Source organism: Acinetobacter sp. NigerLNRRAM0016 (assembly GCF_054112845.1).
Genome location: NZ_JBSYVT010000104.1, coordinates 1 through 881, shown reverse-complemented (window position 1 = coordinate 881; position 881 = coordinate 1). Strand labels below are relative to the sequence as shown.

At 35.1% G+C, this 881-nt stretch carries 2 protein-coding genes; both read left to right on the top strand.

Going from position 1 to position 881, the window contains the following annotated elements:
- Positions 1-37 precede the first annotated feature (37 nt).
- Positions 38-343: an IS630 transposase-related protein gene (locus tag ACWQ4X_RS19710; protein WP_087547287.1), complete on the top strand. Its 306-nt coding sequence runs from the start codon at positions 38-40 to the stop codon at positions 341-343.
- A gap of 47 nt (positions 344-390) precedes the next feature.
- Positions 391-876 carry a transposase gene (locus ACWQ4X_RS19705; RefSeq protein WP_227554803.1) on the top strand — a complete coding sequence of 162 codons (486 nt, stop codon included), beginning with the start codon at positions 391-393 and terminating at the stop codon, positions 874-876.
- Positions 877-881 lie beyond the last annotated feature (5 nt).

Here is an 881-nt window from a genome sequence, read left to right as displayed (position 1 = left end):
TATAGCCAAATCCTAAAAACTATAGAACAATAGAGATATGGGATATTCAAAAGATTTTAAAGACAAAGTCATAGAAATTATGATTCGAGATGAAATGTCTGTGCGAAAAGCAGCACAGCATTTTAACATCTGTATACAAACGATTCAGAACTGGAAAAAGTCCACTACAAACAAACCTATTCCTGGCCGTCCAGCTAAAATTAGCAGAGAGCAAATATTGAAGGATGTTGAACAATATCCTGATGATTATCAGTATGAGCGAGCTGAACGTTTAGGAGTAAGCACTCATGCGGTATTTAATGCATTACATGCCGCAGGAATATCGCGTAAAAAAAGACGTTAAAGCATCCTAAAGCAGATCAAAATCAACGTCAGCAATTTCAAAATCTCATAGAGTGTTTAGAAGGGAAATTGCCTCTGATTTACATAGATGAAAGTGGTTTTCAAAGTGAAAGTACCAGAACTCATAGTTATAGCCTTCAAGGAACACGTGCAGAAGGTGAATTTAACTGGCAGTTGAAGAATTGCAGTAATGCGATCGGTGCAATTATCGAAAATAGATTGTTGACAGTTGGTGTGTTTAATTGTTCTGTGAATACAGAAGTATTTGAATGTTGGATTGAACAGGATTTATTACCTAAGTTGAAAGAAAGCAGTGTTTTGATTATGGACAATGCGACCTTTCACAAAGGGAAAAGACTTCAGGAGTTGATACGTTGTGCAGGCCATTACATTGTGTGGCTTCCTAAATATAGTCCAGATTTAAATCCAATAGAAAATATGTGGTCACGAGTCAAGGCGATTCGAACTAAGTTTAGAGTTAAAGATATTGATAAATTATTTAAAGATTACTGTAATGATTTATTTGGTATTTAGCTATA